This window comes from Edaphobacter sp. FHG110511_03 (assembly GCF_059115365.1).
Genome location: NZ_JBZYWL010000001.1, coordinates 888,809 through 906,164, shown reverse-complemented (window position 1 = coordinate 906,164; position 17,356 = coordinate 888,809). Strand labels below are relative to the sequence as shown.

Below are 17,356 nucleotides of genomic sequence, written 5' to 3'. Positions count from 1 at the left end.
GGCAGCAGGGATAGTTCGTCTTTCGTTGTCCCGCTCAAAAAATGATGTCGATACGAAGCAGACCGAAGTCAGCGTCAGCGCTAATGCAGCGAACGTGTTGTCCTTCTGAACAACAGATTTATTCCAGCCGTCGCAGCATCTCCTCCACCGTGACCCTCAGCACCGGATGCACCCAGTCTCCGGCAATCTCGTTCAGCGGCTCCAGCACGAACCTTCGCTCCTGCATCTCCGGATGCGGCAGTGTAAGCTCCGCCGTATTCATCACCCTGTCGCCGTAAAGCAGCAGATCCAGATCGATCACCCTCGGACCCTTTGCGATCAGCCGTTCGCGCCCCATCTCATGCTCGGTCGCCAGCAGCGCACGCATCAGCTCCGTTGGCGTCAGCGAAGTCTCCAGCACCGCTGCGGCGTTCAGGAATCTCGGCTGGTCTATATAGCCCACCGGCTCCGTATCGTGGAAGTTCGATACCGCCTTCACCTCGCCCAGGTCGGCTAACCGTCGAAGCGCCTCACGCAGGTTACCCTCGCGGTCCCCGAAGTTCGATGCCAGGTTCGACCCCAGTCCAATCGCCGCCAGATCCTTCAAACCGGTCAAATCTCCCTGGAACCTGTCCAATCACTCAAACTCGTCATCCCAACCGGAGTCGCGCAACTGTCCGATAATTTCAAAAACTCGGCACCCCAACCAGAAGCGCGCAGCCCCAATCACTCAAAACCACGCACCTCGACCGAATACGCAGCTTCCAAAAAAAAAAACTTCGTCATCTCGACCGAAGCGCAGCGAAGTGGAGAGATCCCTGTATTGCGCCTTTGTTCCTGCCGTTATTTGTTTTCTCTTATTTCGAATCGATCTAGATCTATCTATACGTTACAGGAAGTTTTTAGACAGCCTCTTAGACGGTTAGCGGCTGCAGACGAGACGGAAGCACCTCGGTCTCCGTCTCTGGAGCCTCATCGTAGCCATGCGCCAGCTCCCACGAAGACCGGTCGCGTAACAGCCGCTGCACCAGCGCCGTGTGCATCGCATGACCTGCGCGCTCAGCCACCACTCGCCCCTCGATCCTTCGTCCCGCCAGGGCCAGATCGCCAATCAGGTCCAGCACTTTGTGCCGTACAAACTCGTCCGGGAACCGCAGAGGCCCGTTCTCAACCCCTTTGCGCGAAAGAATGATGGCGCTCTCGTCCGAAACTCCGCGAATCAACCCCATATCCCTCAGCATCGCTTCGTCTTCCTTGAACCCGAAGGTCCTCGCCGGAGCGATCAGCTTCGCGTAATCTCCCGTCGCCAGATCGACCCGTAGCGTCTCATATCCGATCGGCTCCGGAAAGGAGATCGTGTAATCAATCGCATAGCCGCTGCCCGGATAGACCCCGATAAACTTTCCGCCGTCACAAACCTCCACCGGCTTCAGCACCCGCATGTACTCGCGCCTGCGCCGTTGCTGCTTCAGCCCCGTCTCCTCAAAGGCCCGGATATACGGCAACGAGCTTCCATCGAGAATGGGAACCTCGAGGTTGTTGATCTCTACAATGACGTTGTCTACCCCATACCCGATCAGCGCCGAGAGCAGATGCTCTGTGGTCGAGATCAGCACGCTGCCACGCATCAGGCTCGTCGCATAACTCACCTTGGCGACGTTGCGTCCCGTCGCTGCAATCTCGAAGTTGTCCAGATCGGTCCTGCGGAAGACGATGCCGGAGCCAGCCGGAGCCGGAACTAACCGCATAGAGACCTCGGCCCCGCTGTGAAGCCCCACTCCACAGAACTCAATAGCCGATTTTACTGTTCGCTCAAAATGCGGGTCCGATGCCACGAAATGACCTTCTCCGGTACAATCCGCTCATTAGATTACAGTGAGGTCAAGGCGATTTTGTGTTGCAATTAAGACACACTTCTGCTCCCTTTTCTCCCCTGCAATCCCTTAAACCGGCGAAACAAATCCTCTATTATCAAAAACATGACGATATCCCCGACGGACATCCTCTCTCGTACCCAGACGAAACTACCCTGGTTCCTCCAGCACCTTCGGCAGCTCGTTCTTGTCGAGAGTCCAAGTGAAGATCCCGCCGCAGTTAACGCCGCGCAGGAGCTCACCGCCGGCTGGGCCGCCGCCCTCGGAGCTCGTATCAAGCGTCATCGCCAGAAAAGCTTCGGCGACGTCTACGAACTTCGGTTCGGGGCCGGAACTTCTAAATCGACCGCACAGAAACCCATCCTCATCCTCGGCCACCTCGACACCGTCTGGCCCCACGGCACTCTCAAGTCCATGCCTTGGCGGGAGCATGCCGGCAAGCTCTCCGGCCCCGGAGTCCTCGACATGAAGGCCGGCATCGTCATGGCGCTTACCGCCATCTCCGTCCTTCGCGAGCTCCAGCTTTCGCGCCCCATCACCCTCCTTATTAACAGCGAGGAGGAGATCGGTTCGCCTGTCTCCCGCCCCATCACGGAAAAGCTGGCAAAAGAATCCTCCGCCGTCTTGGTCCTCGAACCCGCCCAGGGCCTGGCTCTCAAGACCGCCCGCAAAGGCATCGGCAACTACAACCTCCACGTCACCGGCGTCGGCGCGCACTCCGGCGTCGACTTCGAGCGCGGTCACTCCGCCGTCCTCGAACTCGCACGCCAGGTAGAGCGCATCTCCGCCCTCACCGATCTGGATACCGGCCTCACCGTCAACTGCGGCGTCATCGCCGGAGGAACCCGCTCCAACGTCATCGCTGCCGAAGCCCACGCCGAAATCGACGTACGCATCGCTCGCGCCGGCGATGCCGCAAAAGTAGACCGCCTCTTCCGTCGCCTCAAGCCCATCGATAAAGCATGCAAGCTGACCATCACCGGCGGTCTCAATCGCCCCCCCATGGAGCGCAAGGCCGGAACCATCGCCCTCTTCAAGCAGGCGAAGAAGCTAGCCGGGGACCTCGGCTTTCAGCTCAACGAGGCCTCTACCGGAGGCGGCTCCGACGGCAACTTCACCGCAGCCCTCGGCATTCCCACCCTCGACGGCATGGGAGCCATAGGCGCCGGAGCCCACGCCGCCCACGAGCACATCCTCACCGAACACATCGTCCCCCGCACCGCCCTGCTCGCCGCCATGCTGGCCGCGACTTCTTAACGATTGTTCCCCGGAAGGCATCGCGGATGAAAGACTGTTGAAGTGGGGAATGGGTGGAGTGGAGGGATTGTATGTCTCAATCGCCTGAGACAAAGCAGCGAATGACCGGCAAGAAGGTCATCGGCTGGGTTCTCATTGTTTGTGCGTGTCTGCTCGTAGCTGGAATCGCAGTAGTTAAACTGCGAGGATTTCGAGCATCGGCCCAGCCTTCCGCGTTTGAATCTGCGACTGCGCGTGCGATCAGGAACTTTTCAATTCCGGGCGCGGAAGCGAAACGGGCCAATCCCGTGGCCCATGACGAACTGGCACTCCAACAGGGACGTGACCTGTTTTTGACGCGCTGCGCGGGCTGCCACGGCGTCGATGGCAGAGGCACAACTCCAATTGGAACCAACGTCTACCCACGCGTACCCGATCTCCATGCCAATAAGACGCAGGAGATGAGCGACGGCCAGATACATTACATCATCGAAAACGGCGTGCAGCTAACCGGGATGCCGGCGATGCCGGGCCTCCGCTCTCCATCAAAGACCGATAGCTGGGCTCTCGTCTCGTATGTGCGGAGCCTCCGTTCATCGACTCCTTCAGACGCCAGGCTCATACTTGCTTCCGTAAACGGATCGCACTACGTTGGTTCGCAATCCTGCCAGAGTTGTCACTCAGACATCTATGCGCGTTGGAAGAAGACGCCGATGGCGAATGTGGTGCGCGATCCCCATGAGCATCCTGACGCGGTCATTCCCGACCTCAAGACGAACAACGTTGCCAAGTTCACTATCGATCAGGTCGCTCTGGTGTACGGAAGCATTTGGAAGCAACGCTACTTCACCAAAGTCGGCGACGACTACTATCCGCTACCCGCGCAGTGGGACATAGGCAACAAGAAATGGATGAAGTACCACATTGCGGACACGGGTGCTGACTGGTGGACAGCGTTTTACCCCTCGGACAACATGCAGAGGCCGACCGGCCCGACCTGTGACGGATGCCATTCAGTAAGCTATGACATCCACACGAAGCAGGTAACGGAGTGGAATGTCGGCTGCGAACGCTGTCACGGACCCGGCAGCGAACACGTCGCCCATCCAACGCGGACCAACATCATCAACCCGTCGCAGATGAACTCATTCGCATCGAACGACACCTGCATCCAGTGCCACTCTCAAGGTCAGCCCAAGACGAAGCTCATCGAAGGCAAGGCTTACGACTGGCCGGTTGGATACGACGTGAGTAAGAAACTGCAGGACTTCTGGACGCTGGAAGACATCAGCCTCGGACAAACCGATTTTCTCCACTTCGCGGACGGAACCGCGCATAAAAACCGGATGCAAGGCAATGACTTCATCCAAAGCGTGATGTACGAGAAGGGCGTAACGTGCGCATCCTGTCACGACGTGCACGGAACCGGAAACTATGCGCAGTTGCGGAAGCCCGGCGATCAAATCTGCCTTGATTGCCATGAGGCTAATTCAGCGAACGGCCCGCACGTAGACAGCCTTGAAGAGCATACCCACCACAAGGCTGGCAGTCCGGGCAGCAGTTGCATCGCTTGTCACATGCCCAGGATCGAGTCTCAAGGTGTGCCCGGAGCATTCGTTCGCTCACATACCTTCAAATTCATCAGCCCCTCAATGACAGACAAATACAAGATTCCAAACTCCTGCACTTCGTGTCACAAAGACAAATCGACGGACTGGGCAACACAGCAGATGCTGAGCTGGAAGTCGACGTCTGGTTGGCGGATCGCTCAACGGTAGCTTGCGCGGATCCTCGGCACACGCGAAAAAGGGTTCGACGGCTCTTTGCATTACCTATGTAGCATGCTAGTGTGGTAGACCTGATTTTCCGGTGTCGCTGCAAGGAACGCTACTGATCGCGATCCTTCGAAACAGAGGACGCGCTAACACCAGGTACAGATGCGAGGTGGATATGGAACAGGTCGGACATGCACTGAGCGGTTTCGGGATCCTCCTGCTATTTGCCTTCGGAGCGTCCGCAGAAGCGCAGATGACGACTGCGCAGCACGACAACGCCCGCACCGGCGCAAACCTGAGCGAAACCACGCTGACACCGCAAAACGTCAATCAGAAACAGTTCGGAAAGCTGTTCGCGCTGAAGGTGGATGGAGACATCTATGCCCAGCCACTCTTCCTCCCCGGCGTGCAGATTCCCGGCAAGGGCAAACACGACGTCGTCTTTATCGCGACCGAACACGACAGCCTCTACGCCTTCGATGCACAGGGAAATCCCTCCACGCCGCTCTGGCAGGTGAGCTTTCTGAAGGGCGGGGCCACCACCGTCCCCGCGCGTGATGTCTCATGCCCCTTTACGCAGCCTGAGGTGGGAATCACGTCCACCCCCGTGATCGATGCGAAGTCTGGAACCATCTACGTTCTCGCTCGCACCAAGACTCCCGCTCAATCCAGCGACAAGCAATACCATCAGCAGCTCCATGCCCTGTCTGTGGTTACCGGAGCCGAAAAGTTCGGCGGTCCGGTCGAAATCCAGTCCAGCGTGCGCGGAAGCGGGGCAGGCAGTAAGAACGGAGCAGTCGCCTTTGAACCGTTGCGGGAAAATCCACGGGCAGGCTTACTGCTGTCAAACGGCACGGTCTATCTCACCTGGGGCTCTTCCTGCGATGTAGGGCCGTATCACGGCTGGGTGATGGGATACGACGCCCGGACTCTGAAGCAGACGGCCATCTTCAACACCTCTCCCGACGCGGATGACAGCGGAATTTGGGCAAGCGACACCGCCCCTGCAGCCGACAAGGACGGCAACCTCTTCGTCGCCACCGGCAATGGAACCTTCGATATAGCCACCGGCGGCAGAGACTATGGAGACACTCTTCTCAAGCTGCATCGTGAAGGCCAGACTCTCCAGCCCGCGGACTACTTCACCCCCTTCAACGCCGACGCCCTGAACGCCAAAGATCACGACCTGGGCTCCGGCGGGCCCATGCTGCTGCCCGACCAGACCGGACCGCATCCGCACCTTGCCGTCATCGGCGGAAAGGGCCCCATGATCTACGTCGTCGATCGCGATCGCCTGGGCCACTTTCAACCCGAGAACAACAGCCACGCCGTGCAGACCATTCCGACTTCGCGCGGCATCTATGGATCCATGGCGTACTGGAACCACCACGTCTATGTGCTGAGCGACTACGACTCTCTGCGCGACTTCGAGGTCAAAGACGGAAAGCTTGTCTTCAAGACCGCCAGCAGCTTCAAGCTGGAAGATCACGCTGCAACTCCGGCCATCTCTGCAAATGGCGATAGGGACGGCATCGCCTGGATTGTCAGCTCCAAGGGATGGGCCTCACCCGACAGACAGGCAGTTCTCTACGCTGCGGATGCCTCGAACATCGCTCACCTGCTCTACACCAGCAACCAAAACGCCGCTCGAGACGGGGCGGGCTCTGCCCTGCGCTTCAACATCCCCACCATCGCGAACGGGCATGTCTACATCGGCGCGAAAAAAGAGGTAGACGTCTACGGCCTGCTTCCGGCAAAACCATAACCTCGCCGAGATGCACATCCAATTCGTCTGCTGCTCTCCTCGGACCCAAAAATAATCGAGCGGATTCCTCCTCCAGCCGTCTTTACTGGATAGATGGAGCCTATGGCATCGTTCGAGGAATACAGTCTGGTACTGCCGTCCATAAAGAGCGCCGAATCGAAGGTTAGCCTCGACGCTCTTGTGGAGACATACTCTGCTCTCCTCTTCCGCGTCGCCTATTCCGTCCTTCGCTCGCAATCAGAGGCTGAAGATGTCGTGCAGGAGACCTTTCTCCGCACTCTTCAGCACCAAAACGCTCTCCCCGCGGTCCGCGATGTGCGAGTCTGGCTCACCCGCATCGCCTGGAACCTCGCCATCGATCGCCGCCGCCGCACGCGCCCCGATCAGATGGATCAGGTCTTCGCCGAGAACCTGGTCGCGGCGGAGCTTCCGGCTGACCAGGCAATCGACGAAGCTCGACGCATGAAGGTCGTCCTCGACGAGATCGAAAGACTCCCCCGCGCCGAACGTCACGTGCTTCTGCTCTCTTCGCTCGAAGAGCTGGGAGCCGCCGAGATCGCCACCGTCCTGGGAAGAAGTGAATCCGCAGTTCGAGCCCTCCTCTTCCGCGCACGCACCCGCCTGCGCCAGAGGCTCGAGAAAGGAGGAAGCAATGAAGAAGAGTCCAGAGGAAGCCCTCGAAAGAGTCCTGACCGGCCTGCGCGACTCCGCCATCCCCGACGGGATGGAACGCCGCATCCTTGCCGCTCTTGGGAATCGCGCTTCGGTACCCTCCTCCTGGCGCACGACGAGACCGGACTGGAGGAAGCCTGCCGCTGCATGCTCCTTCGCGATGGCAGCCGCTCTCGCTTTCGTCTTCGTCCCTGCGATCCGGCGTCCGGTCCATGCTCCTCAGAGATCGACGGCAGGTGCAATTCTCCCTAAATCACTACCGCGTGCCAACGCGAACCAGAATGCCGCTCAGGGAAACGACAGAGAGATAGCCGCATCCGCCCCGCATCCAAAGTTGCGCCCGGTGCGGTCGGTTCACAGGAAAGATGCAGCCCCACAGGACGAGGTGCATGCGGTCAGTTATCCTCCACCGCCGATGCCGCTGACCGACGAAGAGAAACTTCTGCTGCGGGCCGCTCACAGGCGCGCCCCGGTCGAGCTGGCAGAGCTTAGTCCCGCGCGACGAGCCTTACAAGATGAGCAGGAACGAGTGGACTTTGAACGATTTTTTGAACCCCCGAAGACGGAGACAATCGATGCGACCAAGCAACCATCAGAGAACAAGACAAAATAGAAAGCTCGTATGTGGAGTCCTCACAGCAGCTTTCGCATTAACCTGGACCGCATCCACAGCCCGGGCGCAGAGTGACGGATCTCCTGCAAAGTCCAGCGAGCCCCTGACGATCCAGTACTTCCACTTGAGCAACGCGATATCGCCCTATGCCAGCAGTGACATCATGAACGCGCTTCGGAACATTCTCACCCCGACTTCGAAAGTCATCCTACTTACGTCTCGGAATGTCATCGCCGTCGCCTCGACCCCTGATCAGATCGCGCAAGCGAAAACGATCGTTCATGAATTCGACCAGCCGCCGAAAAGGTATCGCCTCACCTATACGATCATCGACCTCGACGGGACCCGCAGGATCGGCGAGCAGCGCTACTCCATGGTCGCCCTCGATGGACAGAAGATGACCTTGAAGCAGGGCAGCAAGGTCCCGGTCACGACCGGAGATAGCAAAGACAACTCCAGCCAGCAGGTCACCTATCTCGATATAGGAATGAGCTTCGAAGCCATGGTCAATTCTTCTGGAGACAGTGCGAATCTGCAGACGAAGGTGGCGCGGTCAAGCATCGCTGAGGAGAGATCAAGCATTGGCCCCCAAGACCCGATCGTGCGACAAAGTGTCTTCGAAGGCGCATCCATTCTTACCATGGGAAAGCCGGAAACTCTCGGCTCCATTGATTTCCCCGACAGCACCCGGCATCTCGATATTCAGGTGATGGCCGAGCGCATGAATTAGAAACGGACGTCTTCGTGAAAGGCCTGCTCTCCGGTCATCGCCTGGAGAGCAGGCTCACATCATGCCCTCACAATTTCCCACTTCACCTCTTCCGCAACGCAGTCCATTGCCCATCGGCCCGCCCTTCGACCCTCATGCGCCCCTTGGCCGAATCCCCATCCACCCAGCCCGCAAGAATTGCCGTCACCGGCGCCTCCTCCTTGGGCCACGTTCCATCGAACTTCAGCTCGACATACCCATCCCGCGATGTGCCCTTTACGGGAAGGTCCTTGCCAAAGTCGCCAGACCATGTCCCTGTCACCACTCCACCCTCGCGATGAAGATCCATCGATCCCTTGTACTTGCCGTAATCGCTGGAAAACTCCACCGCCCAGCTTCCTGAAGCCTCACCGCCATTCGTTACCGCCTCCGGCGCAGCTGGCGTGACTCTCACGTTCGAAAAATACGCCTCTTCCCCGGCATAACCCCACAGGGCAACACCGCCCCGCAGATCCTCGCCTTTCAACCCACTCACCATCAGGCTAGGGTTCTCCGACCCGTTGAGGAACAGCTTTGCGTTCCGTCCATGAACCTCAATCTTCACCTTGTTCCACTGTTCCTTGCGCAGCTCCGCATAAGCTTCGTAAATCCACGGCCACTCCTCGCGAAGCTTGTACCAGTCATTTCCCGGAACCGAGACATACTGCACCGAATGGTTGCGCATCCCCTGGTCCTCGGAGTGTGCGTTTCCGGGCCGAAGGTAAAACAGCTCGTAGTGCGAAGCATCGGTCCTGGCCCGAAACGCAATTCCCACAAATCCGGGCATCCGCACACCCGGAGGCGTAGTCGTCTTCAAAGCGATATCGGCCTCGATCGTTCCATCCTGAATCTCAACTCCCTTCAGAAACGTGATCACCTGCTCGCTCGACGGCTCGGTGGTCAAACGCAGAGCCTTCCGCCCCAGGTACTCCACCACCTCTCCCTTTCCACCGTTTGTAACCAAATGATTCGGATCGGTCAGGGCGAAGCTCTGCGCCGCAACCGCGTTGGAACCAGCCGCGGGAACGGCCTGTGTCCCTCCCGCTACAACCCTTTTTTCAGGAGGCGGCACGACCACAACAGCAAACAATGTCGGGGATAACAGGAAAGTTCGTATTGCCTTCTGCATCTCACGTTTCAAAGCTGCACCTCATCGCGGAACGCCGAGCGTAAGTGCACGTGACATACCAGCAACGGAACAACACCAAAGCGACTGAAAAGACTGGCGTTACTACCGTCGCGAAGATTTCTTCAGGCAGCTCCGGTGTCCGGATTCGGATTATCTCTGTTCGAAAATGGGCGGCGGACGAAAACACAAACAGGCCGCTCTGCTTTCGTCGATCGTCCGCCTACTGTGGTCTCCTCTAATTAATCGTTACCGAAGCCGATACCAGTTGAGCGCTTGCAGTAGGAAGCAACGAGCGATGCGGGCTCGTCTCCATATTGGCCTTTCCATCAACCTGCGATGTAATGACGAAGAAGTAAGTCTGCCCTGCCCGCAGCAGATCGGGCGGTATCGTCATCGAGGTCTTTGCCGTGCCCAACGTTGCTGCAGTTATATAAATGACCGAGCCGCCGCCTACCAACGTAGTAGGGCTCATGATCGACACGCTATAGCCGAAGGGTGTGCCAATCGCGGGGGGATCCCAGCTGAGCGTCACGGCTGTGCTGTTGGCTGTGGTTGCGGTAAAGAGGTCGGCTCCGTTGATCTTTGGATTCTGCACCCCCGAAAGCAACGGTTTGACTGTCGAGGTTGGCAGCGAGGTCGTCTGGGTATAGGTCAAGTTGAAGCTCTGGGTCTGACCCGTTCCGGACACCGGAACATTGACTGAAGCGGCGTGGCATACGTTGAAGGTGCGCCTCCAGGTCGCCGGGAACGGGTCGCTGTATGGCACGGTCCCGGCTTCGACATCGGTTGTCAATGACTGATTCGTCGATGGATGCAGCAAATCAGGAGCGCAGGTGCCAGAAGTGAAAACGGAAGCGCGGTTTCCGTTAGCCCGAATGAGATCGATCGGCATCGACGGGTTTGAAGGCGATACGTTAGGGCCATTGGCGGCGACATAGGGCTGAACGGAGAGAAAGAAGCCGCCTCCGATAGCGGCAGGGGCGGTTGTAGCAACCCGTTCGAACAGGGAAGCCCATGCGGAACCCTGGACGCTAAGATCGATCGATGCTGGAACTGCGGAGTTCAGGGATCCACTGAACGTGTTTTGTCCGCCGTTCGTCAAGGTCTGATTCAACAACGTAAGCTCAGGGCCCATGACATATCCGTTGATAGACCCGAAGGAAGCCGGTTCGTACTGCCTCACGAACAAAGTCTTTATCGAGGAATAATCGAGGTTGCCATTAATTGCAGTGCTTCCGGTGAATGTGGTGGAACCTGTATTCGTCAAAGACGCATAGGGAGGCATGCCCGCTTCGAGAGCGTCTATTTCCAACAGACCACCTACGGGCGTGGGATCCAAGGACGTGAAGCTGAAGTTGAAGGTGGTCGTCGAAGGGGTCGTTGCAAGGCCGGGGGTTATTGGAACGAAGATGTCGCTGCCCACGTCGAAGGTGCTGCTGCTGGTCCAGTACGTTTCGCGGGGGCCAAGCCGCAACCAGTAGTATCCGGCAGGAACATTGGGAATCTCGAAGGTTCCATTGGCGCCGGCGGCTCCGGAGAATGACTTGAAGGAGCCATCCGATTGCGGCACGAAAGCCGCAACGGAAGAGCTGACAGAGCTCCAATCGAAGGGCGAACTCGTTGAGCCGGTTTCGTTCCATACCGTGTCAACGTTGCTGATGCGGATGGTCCCGGAGGGCGTCACCACCCAGGACTGTGTCGCGGGTGCTGCGCCAGAGACGGTCGCAGTCGCAGTGAAGCTGTTAGGCGTGCGGGACTGCTGTGCCGTAGGCGTCCACGAGACGGTATTTCCGCTGAGAGTCGCGCCGGTTGGCGCGTTCGACAAGGAGAACGTAACCCCGGTGCCGGTGGCAGCAAGTTGATAGCTGTAGGGCGACCCTTCCGTTGCCTGCGTGTTTGGCGTGCTGGTAAAGACAGCTGCAACCGGGGTCGGGGCCGAGGTGGTCGGGGGAGCCGAGGTGGTCGGGGGAGCCGAGTTAGTGGGAGAAGGAGTGTTATTTCCGCCACAGGCTGTGAGCAGAAGGACGATGCAAGAGGCAGGTAAAACTCGGTATCGCAACAAGATAGTTTCCTAGGCAGATCGCCCTTCACCGGATGCAGGCATAAGGGCAAAGTTTATTGAATTCAGTCGTGCAGTGAATCTGATCTTCGAATCAAGCGGCTTCGACATCGCAACTTTGTCTTTCGGATCGTATGGCTGCAAAGGCGAAGCCAGTTCATTTTCACGGGGCCATTGTCGAATGGCAAGGAAAATGATGCCCCGGGATCGTTTTTGCGGTCCTCGAGGCCCACGTTTGTTTCTCTGCAGACGGCCCGTAAGCCGATTTCTGTTCTAGAGGATCATTCTCCCCGAGTTTCATTGAATGGTTATCGGCGCCGATATCAATTGAGCGTTTGCGACGGGAAGCAAGGAGCGATGCGGGCTCGTCTCCATGTTGGCCTTTCCATCGACCGCCGAGGTAATGACAAACAGGTAGGTCTTTCCGGACGACAGCAGGTCAGGTGGCAGTGTCATCGAGGTCTTTGCGGTGCTCAAAGTAGTAGTGGAAAAAAATACGGCTGTGCCGATCCCGCCGATGATCGTGCCCGGCGGCGTGCCAACCGGGAATGTGCCGGTTGGCGGTGTACCGACCGGCAATGTGCCGGCTGGGGGTGTGCCGCCCGGCGGTGTCACCGGAGTCATGACGGCGACGGTATAGCCGAAGGGTGTGCCAATCACAGGCGGATCCCAACTGAGCGTCACCGCTGTGCCGTTGATTGTGGCGGCAGTGAAGAGATCGGTGCCGTTGATCTTCGGGTTCTGCACCGCCGAAACCAGCGGTTTGACTGCGGCGGTTGGCAGCGAGGTCGTCTGGGTATTGAGCAGATTTAAGGTCTGGGTACTTCCTCCAGGCATAGGAATAGATACCGAAGCGGTCTGGCAGACGCGGAAGGTGCGTCTTCTGGCGGAAGAGAAGGGATCGCTGTATTGCACAGCCCCGGCCTCCACGTCGGTTGTCAAAGGCTGGTTCGTGAGGCCGGAGGGTGTGAGGAAGCCCGAGAAGTCTCCGCCCGAGAAGCCTCCGCCGGTGCAGGTTCCGTTGGTCCAGAGCAGATCAATCGGTCTTGAGCTTGATACGTTTGGACCGTCGGCCGAGATATAAGGCTCTACGGAGAGGTAGAAGCTGCCTCCCACAGCGGTTGGCGCGGTTGGCGCAATGTGATCGAACAGGGGAGCCCACGCGGAACCTTTGAGGCTGAGGTTAATCGAAGTTGGAACTGTGGGATTCAGGGCTCCGCTGATCGTATTGGGGCCACCGGTCGTCAGCGACAGATTCGACAGCGTAAGCGACGGTCCCATCACGTATCCGTTGATGGATCCAAACGCGGCCGGTTCGTATTGCCTCACAAATGCATTCTTTATCGCGGAAAGATCAAGGTTGGTCCCAATTCCAATTCCTCCGGAAAATGTCGTGGAACCTGAATTCGTCGTATTCCGGTAGGACGGAAAGGACGTCTCGATAGGATCGAATTCCAAAAGTCCGGGCGTAGCCGTTGGGTCCAACGAGGTGAAGCTGAAGTTGATGTTCGTCATCGTGGGGGTCGGAGTGGTGGGATTGGCGGTTGAGACAAAGATGTCGCTGCCCATGTCGAAGGTGCTGCTGCTTGTCCAGTAGATGTCGCGCGGTCCTAGCTTCAGCCAGTAGTATCCGGGAGGAACATTGGGAATCTCGAAGGTTCCATTCGCGCCGGCGGTTCCGGGGAATGACTTGAAGGTGCCATCCGATTGCGGCACGAGCGCTGCAACGTAGGCGTTCAGACGACTCCAGTCGAAGGCAGCATTTGTTGAGCCGGTTTTATTCCACAACGTATCGACGCGGCTGATACGGATGGTGCCGGATGGCGTCACCGTCCAGGACTGTGTTGCCGATCCGCCGCCCGACGTGGTCGCAGTCACGGTGAAGCTGTTTGCCGTTCGGGATTGTTGCGCCGTAGGTGTCCACGAGAGGGCGCCTCCGCTAAGCGTCGCGCCGAGGGGTGCGTTCGATAAGGAAAACGTAACCGCAGTGCCGTCGGTTGTAGGTTGATAGCTGTAAGGCGACCCCTCGGCCGCTTGGGTAACTGGTGTGCTGGTAAAGACAGGCGCAGCCGGGACCGGGGTGGTGTTGTTCCCGTTACAGGCTGAGAGCAGAAAGACGAGCAAGGTTACAGGTACGACACGATATCGTGGCAAACGGTACTTCCCCAGGGTGCAAGTGGCGATGCCGGTTCAGTCTCAGGGCATCCCGGTCGAATTTCAAGACAAATGTTGAGCATGAATTGCACTTAAGAGATCTCAACTCACATGCCTAGCCAGCAAGGCTTCGGCGGCTAGGCTCGCCCTGATAGTGCCAATGGAGAAAAGCCATGCTCAATGATTCAATCTGGAGCCGAGACCAGATATGCTTCCGTGAACGGAGCTGTCGCATACTTTCCGTAAGCGGAGGTCCTGTTTATGAAGCAGAATTTCGCCGCAATCATCCTTGGCGGCACCGGACAAGTCGGCGGTGCAACCGTCGAGGAACTGCTGGCAACTCCGGAATGCCGTGAAGTGGTGATGATCACCAGAAAGCCCATTGCGCCCCGATCGCGGGTACGCAACGTCGTTCTTGATACCGGCGCTCAAGACTTTGCCGAGCGTACGGCCGCTGTTGCCCGCGAAGTTTTGAATCAAGGGCCCGTCAGCGCCGTCAGCTGTGCGGGCGTCGGTTCTGGAACAAGGCGCTGGAGCGAAGAAGAACTGAAACAACTTGAACTCGGCGTCGTCGGTGCCTTCGCACGGGGCTGCCATGATGCCGGAATCGCCCAGTTTTGCCTGCTCTCGGCTGTAGGGAGCACAGCTCGCAGCCGGATTCGTTATGTGCGAGTCATGGGCATGAAGGAAGACACCGTGCGCAATGTCGGTTTTACCCGCCTCGCCATCTTTCGCCCCGGCATCATTGCAGGCAACTCTCATAGCCCGGCCTGGTCCGTTTGGTTGGGAAGCCTCGTGCCCGGGCGGTTTGGCAATATTGATCAGCGAATTCTCGGTCGCTCCATCGCAGCAGAGATAGCGTTGCACAGTGGGGAGAACGGTGAAGTGACCCTCGAAAACGCCGCCATGAAAAAACTCGCTGCGCAGTTCAAGAGCGCCACTTAGGAGTTCTTGTACAGGTCCGGGCGAGCAGTCGAGCGAGCTCATATTGGCGATGCTGAGACTGTTTGTTCGACGAGCGCTAAATCGCCGATGCACCGGCAAGCCGAATTTGGAGTTCTGGATGATTGCGTAAACACGAAACCGTCTCTGTAAACAGCCTGCGGATGGAGCTAAACTCGTATCGCGATGCCACACCCATCATGGAATGAGAGTTACGCCTCGGGACAGCTGCCATGGGACACCGGGCAACCGGAGCCTCTACTCGTCGAGTTCGTCACTTCGGACGCGGTCACGCCAGGCCGGGCGCTCGAGATCGGCGCTGGTACTGGTACGAATGCAATTTGGATGGCGGAACGCAACTTCGATGTACTCGGGGTTGATGTCGCGCCGCTCGCGGTTGAGAGAGCACGGACCAAAATAGAGGGACGCGCTCTGCGCTGCAGCTTCGCTGTATCGGACTTTCTCACCGCGCCACCGCCCGGCGGCCCGTTTCAGTTCGTGTTTGACCGCGGTTGTTTTCATGTATTCGATGAACCAGCGGAGAGAGAGCAGTTCGCGGCACATGTCGCTGCTGTGTTGGCACCGGGCGGGTTGTGGCTGAGCCTGATCGGCAGCACGGAAGGTCCACCGCGCGAGGTCGGTCCCCCGCGCCGTTCGGCTCGCGAGATCACCCTCGCCATCGAGCCTGCACTGGAGATCGTGGAATTGCGTTCAGCTGAATTCCGCGGTAGCGACGCAAAGGCGTGGTTCTGCCTGTCGAGGCGGCGCGCGATGCCGGCGGCGCCGTCCTCGCGGCACGGTTGAGGCTCGGACAAACACCGCTCCCCCCTCGGCGGGCGCAAAACGACGAGTCCCCCCTGAGATCAGAGCCCTTCGGCCTCTCTCCTGCCGATCTCAACTACGCTGGCAGAGACTTCGCTGACCATGCTCCTGGTCCCGCGATGTCAAGTCCCATTTAGGCTTAACTCAATAAAAATAAAGGTGATACTAGGTGCCGATCAGTTCCTCATCACTTGCTAGACTTAAAGCAGGGTCAGGGCTCGAGAGGGTAGCTGGACGAATACAATTCCATAGTTAACTCTTTCCGATGCAATACTTTGGCTGCAACCATCTTTGAATTCAAGACTTTACGATGGAAGTACCAGGCTAAATCTCCTGTAATGAAGACTTTGCACAAGAAGTAGGGGAGGGGCCCTAGCTCCGCCAGTGCAGGGTGACAGGTCCTTCCAGAGGATGCTCCCCGGTCCCCTTCAACCGTGCCTGCTTCAGAGCGAAGTACCACTTCGCCGGCTTGTCCGCGTCGTCGATCAGCATCAGCCCCGGGTGGAACCGAAGCCCCTGGGCCTGCTCGATCATCGTCTCCTGATCCTGCCGCACAAACCGAGCGCCAAAGAACTTTGCGATCGGAGTTACGAACGGGACGTTGTAGAAGACATTCCAGGCCGCGATCACATCGATGCGGCAGGTGGAAGCCGTCACCGGAGTGATCGTCGTCAGGCTCGAAAACCACTTCGCCCCCGCGCGGATGGTCTCGTAGCGACGATTGGGAAGAACGAAGTCGATGGTCGTGGTGATGGGCTCGCCATAGACGCCCAGCAACTTGTAAGGAGCTGAGTTCGCGCTCGGAGCATGCGAAGACATCCGGAAGCCCTGTGGGATTGGTTCGAAGTGCTTCTCCTTCTCATGAATGCTCGCGCGGCTGCGCCACCACCAGGCCTGGTGCACAAACGGCCCGTGAGCCGGATCCATCAGCCCGATGATCCCGTGGTCAACGTTGCACGGAAGATCGGCCACAAGATGCGCGCTGCGATATCGCTCCGAGAACTTCGGAAGCTCGGGAACAGGAGGCAACTGGCTTGTCGAACGGCCGGAGCCCGGCTCGGGAAGATAGACCCAAGCGAATCCATCGCGCTCCTCGCATGGATAAGCGCTGGCATAGATCTTTCCCGGATCGAGCGTTTCGAACTTTGTCAGGGAAGGAATCTCGGTGCACTGCCCCGAGCACGGCTCGAACTTCCAGCCGTGATACTTGCACTGCACGTTCTCGCCGTCGAACCATCCGGCGGAGAGCGGAATGCCGCGATGCGGGCAGAGGTCGCGCATGGCGAACAACTGTCCATCCCGCTTGCGGCCCAGCACCAGCGGAATGCCCAGCAGAAGCGCCTGCGTCATCTGGCCCGCGCGAAGTTCGCGCGAGCGAAGCGCCGGATACCAGTCGCCGAAGATCAACTCCGTCGGAGGCCCGGGCATCTGCACAGAAAGTGGAACGAGATCGCGCATCATCGTCTGCATGAGTCTACCAACACCATAGAGGACGGTCATTTACCAGCGGATCGGATCTGATTTTCACCCGTAGGCGGCGAAAACGGATCGCAGTCCCAATAAACTGGACACGTGCCTAACCTCCTGC

General features: G+C 58.4%; 13 protein-coding genes and 1 pseudogene. 8 read left to right on the top strand and 6 right to left on the bottom strand.

What is annotated here, in order from left to right:
• Positions 1-118: 118 nt before the first annotated feature.
• The gene (folK, locus tag AC5S26_RS03595; RefSeq protein ID WP_494183478.1) at positions 119-616 is read right to left on the bottom strand and encodes a 2-amino-4-hydroxy-6-hydroxymethyldihydropteridine diphosphokinase; all 498 of its coding nucleotides are present in this window, start codon (positions 614-616) and stop codon (positions 119-121) included.
• Between the two features lie 277 nt (positions 617-893).
• A complete protein-coding gene (gene lpxC, locus AC5S26_RS03590) occupies positions 894-1,814 on the bottom strand; it encodes a UDP-3-O-acyl-N-acetylglucosamine deacetylase (protein WP_494183477.1) in 921 nt (306 codons plus the stop codon).
• A gap of 144 nt (positions 1,815-1,958) precedes the next feature.
• Here lpxC and AC5S26_RS03585 point away from each other — a divergent pair, with 144 nt between their 5' ends.
• The 6 genes and pseudogenes from AC5S26_RS03585 to AC5S26_RS03560 all read left to right on the top strand — a co-directional run bounded on the left by AC5S26_RS03585 (position 1,959) and on the right by AC5S26_RS03560 (position 8,644).
• Positions 1,959-3,110: a M20 family metallopeptidase gene (locus AC5S26_RS03585; protein WP_494183476.1), complete on the top strand. Its 1,152-nt coding sequence runs from the start codon at positions 1,959-1,961 to the stop codon at positions 3,108-3,110.
• Between the two features lie 71 nt (positions 3,111-3,181).
• On the top strand, positions 3,182-4,867 hold the full coding sequence (locus tag AC5S26_RS03580) for a c-type cytochrome (protein WP_494183475.1): 1,686 nt from the start codon (positions 3,182-3,184) through the stop codon (positions 4,865-4,867).
• Positions 4,868-5,039: 172 nt separating this feature from the next.
• The gene (locus tag AC5S26_RS03575; protein WP_494183474.1) at positions 5,040-6,629 is read left to right on the top strand and encodes a pyrrolo-quinoline quinone; all 1,590 of its coding nucleotides are present in this window, start codon (positions 5,040-5,042) and stop codon (positions 6,627-6,629) included.
• A 93-nt stretch (positions 6,630-6,722) separates the two neighbouring features.
• Positions 6,723-7,205 (top strand): annotated as a pseudogene (locus tag AC5S26_RS03570) (RNA polymerase sigma factor); the annotation flags it as partial.
• A 76-nt stretch (positions 7,206-7,281) separates the two neighbouring features.
• Positions 7,282-7,914 (top strand): hypothetical protein, encoded by a 633-nt coding sequence (locus tag AC5S26_RS03565; RefSeq protein ID WP_494184633.1) that lies wholly within the window; start codon positions 7,282-7,284, stop codon positions 7,912-7,914.
• A 163-nt stretch (positions 7,915-8,077) separates the two neighbouring features.
• A complete protein-coding gene (locus AC5S26_RS03560) occupies positions 8,078-8,644 on the top strand; it encodes a hypothetical protein (RefSeq protein ID WP_494183473.1) in 567 nt (188 codons plus the stop codon).
• Positions 8,645-8,726: 82 nt separating this feature from the next.
• Here the strand turns inward: AC5S26_RS03560 and AC5S26_RS03555 are convergent, their stop codons facing one another.
• The 3 genes from AC5S26_RS03555 to AC5S26_RS03545 all read right to left on the bottom strand — a co-directional run bounded on the left by AC5S26_RS03555 (position 8,727) and on the right by AC5S26_RS03545 (position 14,004).
• The gene (locus tag AC5S26_RS03555) at positions 8,727-9,803 is read right to left on the bottom strand and encodes a LamG domain-containing protein (RefSeq protein ID WP_494183472.1); all 1,077 of its coding nucleotides are present in this window, start codon (positions 9,801-9,803) and stop codon (positions 8,727-8,729) included.
• A 223-nt stretch (positions 9,804-10,026) separates the two neighbouring features.
• A complete protein-coding gene (locus tag AC5S26_RS03550) occupies positions 10,027-11,853 on the bottom strand; it encodes a hypothetical protein (RefSeq protein ID WP_494183471.1) in 1,827 nt (608 codons plus the stop codon).
• Between the two features lie 294 nt (positions 11,854-12,147).
• Positions 12,148-14,004, bottom strand: coding sequence for a hypothetical protein (locus tag AC5S26_RS03545; RefSeq protein WP_494183470.1), 1,857 nt, complete (start codon positions 14,002-14,004; stop codon positions 12,148-12,150).
• Positions 14,005-14,265: 261 nt separating this feature from the next.
• On the opposite strand from AC5S26_RS03545, the gene AC5S26_RS03540 reads away from it, so the two are divergent.
• Complete coding sequence (locus AC5S26_RS03540) at positions 14,266-14,949, top strand: NAD-dependent epimerase/dehydratase family protein (protein ID WP_494183469.1); 684 nt, start codon at positions 14,266-14,268, stop codon at positions 14,947-14,949.
• Positions 14,950-15,132: 183 nt separating this feature from the next.
• Positions 15,133-15,750, top strand: coding sequence for a class I SAM-dependent methyltransferase (locus AC5S26_RS03535; RefSeq protein WP_494183468.1), 618 nt, complete (start codon positions 15,133-15,135; stop codon positions 15,748-15,750).
• Positions 15,751-16,140: 390 nt separating this feature from the next.
• Here AC5S26_RS03535 and AC5S26_RS03530 read toward each other — a convergent pair whose 3' ends face one another.
• Entirely contained in the window at positions 16,141-17,238 is a 1,098-nt protein-coding gene (locus AC5S26_RS03530) for a Rieske 2Fe-2S domain-containing protein (protein WP_494183467.1), read from the bottom strand.
• Positions 17,239-17,356 lie beyond the last annotated feature (118 nt).